Origin of the sequence: Shimia sp. (genome assembly GCF_041624275.1) — a bacterium.
GTDB lineage: Bacteria > Pseudomonadota > Alphaproteobacteria > Rhodobacterales > Rhodobacteraceae > Shimia.
Genome location: NZ_JBFJVE010000150.1, coordinates 1 through 8,127 on the forward strand (window position 1 = coordinate 1; position 8,127 = coordinate 8,127).

At 66.1% G+C, this 8,127-nt stretch carries 7 protein-coding genes; 5 read left to right on the top strand and 2 right to left on the bottom strand.

Translation table 11 applies throughout. The features are described from left to right. The first annotated feature begins 20 nt into the window (after positions 1 to 20). Both ABZD10_RS11580 and ABZD10_RS11585 read left to right on the top strand, forming a co-directional pair. Positions 21 to 641 carry a LuxR family transcriptional regulator gene (locus tag ABZD10_RS11580; protein WP_372886668.1) on the top strand — a complete coding sequence of 207 codons (621 nt, stop codon included), beginning with the start codon at positions 21 to 23 and terminating at the stop codon, positions 639 to 641. A 113-nt stretch (positions 642 to 754) separates the two neighbouring features. Continuing rightward, on the top strand, positions 755 to 1,729 hold the full coding sequence (locus tag ABZD10_RS11585; RefSeq protein WP_372886661.1) for a CoA ester lyase: 975 nt from the start codon (positions 755 to 757) through the stop codon (positions 1,727 to 1,729). A 64-nt stretch (positions 1,730 to 1,793) separates the two neighbouring features. Here the strand turns inward: ABZD10_RS11585 and ABZD10_RS11590 are convergent, their stop codons facing one another. Together ABZD10_RS11590 and deoC are read right to left on the bottom strand one after the other, a co-directional pair. Beyond that, on the bottom strand, positions 1,794 to 4,133 hold the full coding sequence (locus ABZD10_RS11590) for an aldehyde dehydrogenase family protein (protein WP_372886663.1): 2,340 nt from the start codon (positions 4,131 to 4,133) through the stop codon (positions 1,794 to 1,796). 10 nt (positions 4,134 to 4,143) lie between these two features. Next, on the bottom strand, positions 4,144 to 5,136 hold the full coding sequence (gene deoC / locus ABZD10_RS11595) for a deoxyribose-phosphate aldolase (RefSeq protein ID WP_372886664.1): 993 nt from the start codon (positions 5,134 to 5,136) through the stop codon (positions 4,144 to 4,146). A 202-nt stretch (positions 5,137 to 5,338) separates the two neighbouring features. On the opposite strand from deoC, the gene ABZD10_RS11600 reads away from it, so the two are divergent. The 3 genes from ABZD10_RS11600 to ABZD10_RS11610 form a co-directional block, all read left to right on the top strand. Continuing rightward, positions 5,339 to 6,301, top strand: coding sequence for a metal ABC transporter solute-binding protein, Zn/Mn family (locus ABZD10_RS11600; protein WP_372886665.1), 963 nt, complete (start codon positions 5,339 to 5,341; stop codon positions 6,299 to 6,301). Positions 6,302 to 6,314: 13 nt separating this feature from the next. Beyond that, positions 6,315 to 7,121, top strand: coding sequence for a metal ABC transporter ATP-binding protein (locus ABZD10_RS11605; RefSeq protein ID WP_372886666.1), 807 nt, complete (start codon positions 6,315 to 6,317; stop codon positions 7,119 to 7,121). Between the two features lie 3 nt (positions 7,122 to 7,124). Next, positions 7,125 to 8,127 (top strand): metal ABC transporter permease (locus ABZD10_RS11610; protein WP_372886667.1); only part of this gene is annotated, 1,003 nt, incomplete at its 3' end.

The window sequence follows — 8,127 nt, forward strand, 5'->3', positions numbered from 1 at the left end:
AGACACGCCCGATCGATGTCATGCTGGCCAACAGCAATTCTCTGGTTTTGTCGGCCATGTCCGAGATTTTCGACCGTGACCCGCGATTCTCCCTCGTTGCCACCACCGCCACCGCCGAGGGCTTTCTCGGCACCGTGATGCGGGTGCCGGTTCAGGTCGGGGTGATCGACTGGGATCTGCCGGTGCTGGGCGGCGCCAAGCTGATCGAGGTGCTGCGCGAACAGGAAAACGCGCCGCGATTGGTGGTCTACGGCGACGGCACCGGCGATCTGCCGCGCCTTGCCATGACCGCCGGCGCGGCGGGCTTTGCCGATCGCTCGGCAGATGTCGAGGGCCTGCTGGCGACCTGCGCGGACGTCGCCGCCGGCAAGATGGTGTTCCCCTTCATCGACATCCGCGAATTGCAGAAAGACCCGATTCACAGCCTGTCGCGCCGCGAGCGCACCATGCTGGAGGCGCTGTCCAAGGGGCTGACCAATCGCGAGCTGTCCAAGGCGCTGGGAATCTCGACCAACACGGTGAAATTCCACCTCTCGAATCTCTACGAGAAACTCTCGGTCAGGAACCGGGCACAGGCCATCGCGTTTTACTATTCGTCGCGCCTGCCGGGCGAAGCGTCGGAGAGGGAAAAATCGCGTTAGATTTGTTTCATCTGCATGCAATTGTACGCAATAAAATTTCTTGACAGCGCGTGATTCTGACTTCTTTTGTGGCCGTCATGCCAAACGACCAGAGCAAAAGGAGTGGTCAAGACATGAGTTTCCACAGCATCGAACAGGCGCCGGGCAGGCTCAATCGCAGTGAATTGGCGATCCCGGGAAGTCAGCCTCAAATGTTTGAAAAGGCAGCGAAATCCGACGTCGATGTGATCTTTCTCGATCTCGAGGATGCGGTGGCGCCCGACGAAAAGGAACAGGCGCGAAAGAACGTCATCGAGGCGTTGAACGACATCGACTGGAACACCAAGACCATGTCGGTGCGCATCAACGGGCTCGACACGCATTACATGTATCGCGATGTTGTCGATCTGGTCGAACAGGCCGGCGAACGGCTTGATCTGATCATGATCCCCAAGGTCGGAACCGCGTCGGATGTCTATGCCCTCGACATGCTGGTGACCCAGATCGAAGACGCCATGGGCCACAAGAAACGCATCGGTTTCGAGCATATCATCGAGACCGCCCTGGGCATGCAGAATGTCAGCGAGATCGCCGCCGCGTCCAAGCGCAACGAGAGCCTGCATTTCGGGGTCGCCGACTATGCCGCCAGCACCCGGGCGCGCAGCACGATCATCGGGGGGGTGAACCCGCATTACGCGGTGCTGACCGACCCCGCCGAAGACGGCGGGCGTGGCGTGCACTGGGGCGACATGTGGCACTATGCGCTGTCGCGCATGGTGGTTGCGGCGCGGGCCAACGGGCTGCGCCCGATCGACGGGCCCTTCGGCGATTTCTCGGACCCCGACGGCTATCGCGCCGCCGCCAGACGCGCCGCGGCGCTGGGCTGTGAAGGCAAATGGGCCATCCACCCCTCGCAGATCGCGCTGGCCAACGAGGTGATGAGCCCCTCGGCCAGTGAAGTGGACCGGGCGCAGCGCATCCTGTCGGCGATGGCCGAGGCCGAGGCCAACGGCAAGGGCGCGGTGTCGCTGGACGGGCGGCTTATCGACTATGCCTCGATCCGGCAGGCCGAGGTGCTGGTTCAGAAGGCGTTGCAGATCGGCGCCTGAGGGCGGCTGTTGGCGGGGGGGTGCCCCCCCGCCCGCATCCTGTCAGGAGAAAAGCCCGCCGGGGTCATTCGCCGTAGGGCACCCAGATGTTCTTGACCTCGGTCGCGGCCTCGAGAAAGGCGCGGCTGTGATCCTGCCGCCAGTCGCGGGCGCGGCCATTGTTGACCCAGGTGCGTTTCAGGTTGCCGGCGCTGGTGCGTTCGATCTCGGCGCCGAGATCGGTCGAGGAAAAGCTCCAGACCGCGTCGATGTCGTGATGGCCGGCCAGGGGCGACGCCAGTTCGCCATGGGCGCCGGTCAGGATGTTGACGACGCCAGCGGGCAGGTCCGAGGTTTCCAGCACCTGGTAGAAATCGCAGGCCGCCAGCGGGAAGGGCTCCGAGGCGACCAGCACCATGCGGTTGCCCATGGCGATGGCCGGCGCCATGATCGACACCAGCCCCAGCAGCGGCGCCTCGTCCGGGCAGAGGGCGCCGATGGTGCCGACCGCTTCGCGCATGGCCAGCGCCACGCCGCGGATCGGAACGTTGTGCACCTGCCCGTCGAACTTGTCGGCCCAGGCGGCGGCGCTGAACAGGCGCTCGATGGTGGCCTCGACCTCTTTCTGCCCCGAACGGGCGCCGGTCAGGGCGTTGATGCGGCTGGCAAATTCGTCGCCGCGCGCCGACAGGTTCTCGGCGATGTAGTAAAGGATCTGGGCGCGCAGGTGGCCGCTGGTCCGGCTCCAGCCTGCGGCGGCCTGCGCCGCTTCGACGGCATTGCGGACATCCTTGCGATTGGCCAGCGGCGCTTGCCCCAGCAGCGCCCCCGACTTGCCGTAGACATTGCGGCAATAACCGCCGTCGGGGCGCGCCTGCTTGCCGGCGATGTAAAGCTTCGCGGTGCGGTCCAGCGGGTCCGCGGGGCCCTTGTCGCCAGCAAAGGCCGTCACCGGCGCCAGCGGCCTGGTGGCGGCTGCGGGCCGGGTATAGGCCGAAAGCCCCTCCCAGCCACCTTCGCGGCCAAAGCCGCTTTCGCGCCTGCCACCAAAACCGGCGGCGGCGTCAAAGAGGTTGCTGGCATTGACCCAGACCACCCCGGCGACCAGCTGCGGGGCCATGTCGAGGGCGAGGTTGACGTTCTCGGTCCAGAGTGACGCGGCAAGGCCATAGCGGGTGTTGTTGGCCAGCGCGACCGCCTCGGCCGGGGTGCGGAAGGTGGTCGAGACCAGGACCGGGCCGAAGATTTCTTCCTGCATCAGCCGCGCGGCGGGGGCGAGTCCGGTGATCAGGGTGGGCGGGTAGAAACAGCCCTCGACCGGCATCTCGACATTGGCCCGGTAGGTCTCGCCCTCGCGGTTGCTCTCGACCAACGCGGTGATGGCGGCCAGCTGCACCGGGTCGACCACGGCGCCGATATCGACGCATTTGTCCAAGGGGTTGCCCAGCCGCAGCCCGTCCATGCGGGCCTTCAGCTTGCGGTGGAAAGGCGCGGCGATGCCTTCTTGCACCAGCAGGCGCGAGCCGGCGCAGCAGACCTGGCCCTGGTTGAACCAGATCGCGTCGACCAGCCCTTCGACGGCGCTGTCGAGGTCGGCGTCGTCGAAGACGATATAGGGGGATTTGCCGCCCAGCTCCAGCGTGAGCGCCTTGCCCGAGCCTGCGGTTGCCTCGCGGATGCGGCGCCCGACCTCGGTCGAGCCGGTGAAGGCGATCTTGTCGATGCCGTCGTGGGCGACGATCATCTCGCCGACGTCGCCGTCGCCGGTGACGATGTTGACCACCCCCCGCGGCAGGCCCGCCTGGCGGCAGATATCGGCGAACAGCAGCGCGCTGAGCGAGGTGTATTCCGCCGGTTTCAACACCACCGTATTGCCCATGGCCAGCGCCGGGGCCACTTTCCAGGCCAGCATCAGAAGCGGGAAGTTCCACGGGATGATCTGGCCGCAGACCCCAAGCGCGGCGCGGCCCGGCAACTCGGCCTCCATCAGCTGCGCCATGCCGGCGTGATAATAGAAATGGCGGTGCACCAGCGGAATGTCGATATCGCGGCTTTCGCGGATCGGCTTGCCGTTGTCGAGGGTCTCCAGCACCGCGAAGAGGCGGGCGTGTTTCTGCACCAGCCGGGCGATGGCATAGAGGTATTTGGCACGGCCAGGGCCGGCCAGTTTTTCCCATTTCGGCTGGGCCTTGCGGGCGGCGGCGACGGCGGCATCGACATCGGCCCGGGTGGCCTGCGACAGCGTGGCCAGAGTCTCGCCGTTGGCCGGGTTGCGACTGGTGAAATCATCGCCCGGCGCGGTGAAGCCGCCGTCGATGAAATGGCCGAACTTGGCGCCCTGGTCGACGATCCAGGCCAGCGCCTCGGCAGCGCTTTCGGGGGCGGGGCCGTAGTCCATGGTCTCGAAGATCTCCTTGACGGTCATAGCGCGGTCCTCATGCCATGGCGTGGCGGTAGCTGGCCGAGTAATGGCCGGTGAGATGATGCTCGAGCTGGCGCTCGATGTCGCCAAGAAGCGACGAGGCGCCAAAGCGGAACAGGTCGGGTTGCAGCCAGCGGTCGCCCAGTTCGTCCTTGATCAGGGCGAGATAGGTCAGCGCGTCCTTGGCCTTGGAAATGCCGCCGGCAGGCTTGTAGCCGACACGATAGCCGGTGCGGTCGAAATAGTCGCGGATGGCGCGGCCCATCACCAGCGACACCGGCAGGGTGGCGTTGACGCTTTCCTTGCCGGTCGAGGTCTTGATGAAATCGGCCCCGGCCATCATGCAGACCAGCGAGGCGCGGGCGACATTGCGCAGGGTGCCAAGTTCTCCGGTAGCCAGGATCGCCTTGACATGGGCATCGCCGCAGGCCTCGCGAAAGCTGCGCATCTCGTCATAAAGCGCCTGCCAGTCGCCCTTCAGCACGTGGCGGCGCGAAATCACGATGTCGATCTCGGCGGCGCCGGCGGCGACGCTGTGGCGGATCTCTTCGATCCGCAGCGCCAGTGGCGACAGACCGGCCGGGAAGCCGGTGGAGACCGCCGCCACGGGAATGCCCGACCCCCGCAGCGCATCCACCGCGCAGGCGATCATGTCGTGATAGACGCAGACCGCCCCCGTGGTCAGCCCCGGCAACCCGAGGCGGGCCAGCATGCCGGCATCGACCGGCTGGCGGGCCTTGGCGCACAGCCGCCGCACCCGGCCTTCGGTGTCATCGCCCGAGAGGGTGGTCAGGTCGATGCAGCTGATCGCCTTCAGGAGCCAGGCGGCCTGGTGCTCTTTCTTCAGCGAGCGGCGCCCAGGCAGGCTCTGGGCGCGGCGTTCGATGGCCGACCTGTTGGCCTGCTGGCCGCGCACCCAGTCAAGGTCGAGATCCATGCCCGGATTGCGCGGCTCCAGCGTTTGCGGCAGCTGATGCGGGCTGGCGGTCTGTGTCGGGCTTTGCATGTCGTTTCCAGTGCCGGAAAATTCTGTCGCGATAGGCGCTCACCCTGTCACGCAAGCGTTGGATTTTCAAGCAGCGCCGGACCGGCGTCAGACCGGAATTTGTCCTTGCGGTCAAAAATAAATTGCGAACAATTCTCAATTGCATTGACTTTGTTGCGAATGGCTCTCATATTCAACTGGACCGAATCTTCGAGGTACCGACATGCAGATTTCCCGTCGTCACTTTGTCTTGGCCGGCGCCACCGGGGCCGCGCTTCTGGCGGCGCCGGCCTGGGCGCTGGACAAGCTGACCATCGTTGCGACCACCGGCATGATCGCCGATACCGCGCGCCGCGTCGGCGGTGACTTCGTCACTGTCACCGGGCTGATGGGGCCGGGGGTCGATCCGCATTCCTATCGTCAGACGCGGTCTGATATCGTGGCCATGACCCGGGCCGATCTGGTGCTGTGGCACGGCCTCTATCTCGAGGCGCAGATGGAGGAGTTCCTGCACAAGCTGGAGAAGCGCGTGCCGGTGAAGGCGGTGACCGACGGCATCCCGCGCGATCTGCTGCGGGTGCACCCGGATTATGCCGACAAGTTCGACCCCCATGTCTGGATGGCGCCCAATATCTGGGCCCATTGCGTGGCTACGATCCGCGACGCGATGAGCGCCGCACGCCCGGATCTGGCGCAGGCCTTTGCCGCCAATGCCGAAACCTATCTACAGGATCTGGCGGCGCTGCATGCCTATGCCCAGAAGACCATCGCCACGGAGCCGGTCGAAAAACGCGTTCTCGTCACCGCCCATGACGCTTTCGGCTATTTCGGCCGCGACAACGGATTCGAGGTTCTCGGCATCCAGGGCATCTCGACCCAGTCCGAGGCCGGGCTCAACCGCATCGGCGAGCTGGTCGACCTTCTTGTCGCGCGCCGCATCGGCGCGGTCTTCGTCGAAAGCTCGGTCTCGGATCGCAGCATCCGTGCCCTGACCGAAGGGGCTGCGGCACAAGGCCACAATGTCATTGTCGGCGGAGAACTGTTCTCTGACGCCATGGGAGAACCCGGCACCTATGAAGGCACCTATCTTGGCATGATCGACCACAACGTGACGGTGATCGCCACCGCGCTCGGCGGTCAGGCACCGGCGCGCGGCATGACAGGGCGGCTTTCGGCCGGGTTTTGAGGGAGTATAGGGTATGACACTGGAACTGGCCGCCACTCAGGGGCAAGCCCCGGCCGCCGACAAGCTTGACGACAGCCCCTTGGCGGTGCGCGGCATGACGGTGTCTTATGGCCAGAAACCTGTGGTGTTTTCGGTCGACATGACGGTGGCCGAAGGGTCGATGACGGCCGTCATCGGGCCCAACGGCGCCGGCAAGTCGACCCTGCTGAAGGCGATGCTGGGCATCGTGAAGCCGCTTTCGGGCCAGACGCTGGTCTATGGGCGGCCGCTGGCGGCGCAGCGCCGGCGCATCGCCTATGTGCCCCAGCGCGCCAGCGTCGACTGGGATTTCCCGACCCGTGTGATCGACGTGGTGCTGATGGGGCTATACCGCGAGCTGGGCCTGTTGCGCCGGCTGCGCAAGGCCCATCTCGACACGGCGATGGCCTGTCTCGACCGGGTCGGCATGACCGATTTCGCCGACCGCCAGATCGGCCAGTTGTCGGGCGGGCAGCAGCAACGGGTCTTTCTTGCCCGCGCCCTGGCCCAGAGCGCCGATCTCTATCTGTTGGACGAACCCTTTGCCGGGGTCGACGCGGCCACCGAAAAGGCCATCATCGCGGTGCTGAAGGGCCTGCGCCACGAGGGCAAGACCGTGGTCGCGGTGCACCACGACCTGTCGACCGTGCCCGAGTATTTCGACCATGTCTTCATGATCAACACCCGCAAGATCGCCGAGGGCAGCGTCGCTGAGGCGTTCACCGCGCAGAACCTCGACAAGACCTACGGCGGACGGCTGGCCAGCGGCCAGATCGACCAGCTGGATCTGGTCGCGGGCTGAGCCATGCTGTGGGACGCCCTGTTCCTCCAGCTGGGCTATAACGCCACGCTGGTGACCATCGGTGCCTGTTTCCTCGGGATCTCGGCCGGGGTGACCGGCACCTTCCTGTTCCTGCGCAAACGGGCGCTGGTCAGCGACGCGATCTCGCATGCGACCCTGCCCGGCGTGGCGCTGGCCTTCATGGTCATGGTCGCGCTGGGCGGCGACGGGCGCAACCTGATCGGCCTGCTGGCCGGCTCGGCGTTTTCGGCGGCCATCGGCCTGATCTGCGTCAGCTGGCTGGTGCGCCGCACCCGGCTGGCCGAGGATGCCGCCATCGGTGCGGTGCTGTCGGTGTTCTTCGGCTTCGGCATCGTCCTGCTGACGGTGATCCAGACCATGTCTTCGGGGCGGCAGGCCGGGCTCGAAGGTTTCCTGCTCGGGTCGACCGCCGGCATGCTGTGGAACGATGCGGCGGTCATCGTGATCGGCGGGGCGCTGACCCTGGCGGTGGTGCTGACCTGGCGCCGGCCGATGGGGCTGGTCGCCTTCGACCCCGAGTTTGCCGCCGCCAACGGGCTGAACGTGGCCCGGATCGACCTGTTGATCATGCTGCTGGCGATGGCGGTGACGGTGGTGGGGCTGAAGATCGTCGGGCTGATCCTGATTGTTGCGCTGCTGATCATCCCGCCGGTCACCGCACGATTCTGGACCGACCGCACCGACCGGCTGACGCTGATTTCCGGGCTGGTCGGCGGGGTTTCGGGCTTTTTCGGCGCGGCGCTGTCGGCTGCGGCCCCCGGCCTGCCCACCGGGCCGATCATCGTTCTGGTCGGCTTTGCCCTGTTCGCGGTCTCGCTGTTCCTTGCCCCCAATCGCGGCGTGCTGGCAGCGCTCTTGCGCCACCTGCGCTTCCAGCGCCGGGTTCATATGCGACAGGGCCTTCTGGCGCTGGCCCAGGGCCAGCCGATCTACGAGAGGCTGACCCTGCGCCTGCTGCGCCGGGCCGGGTTGGCGCGGGCCGACG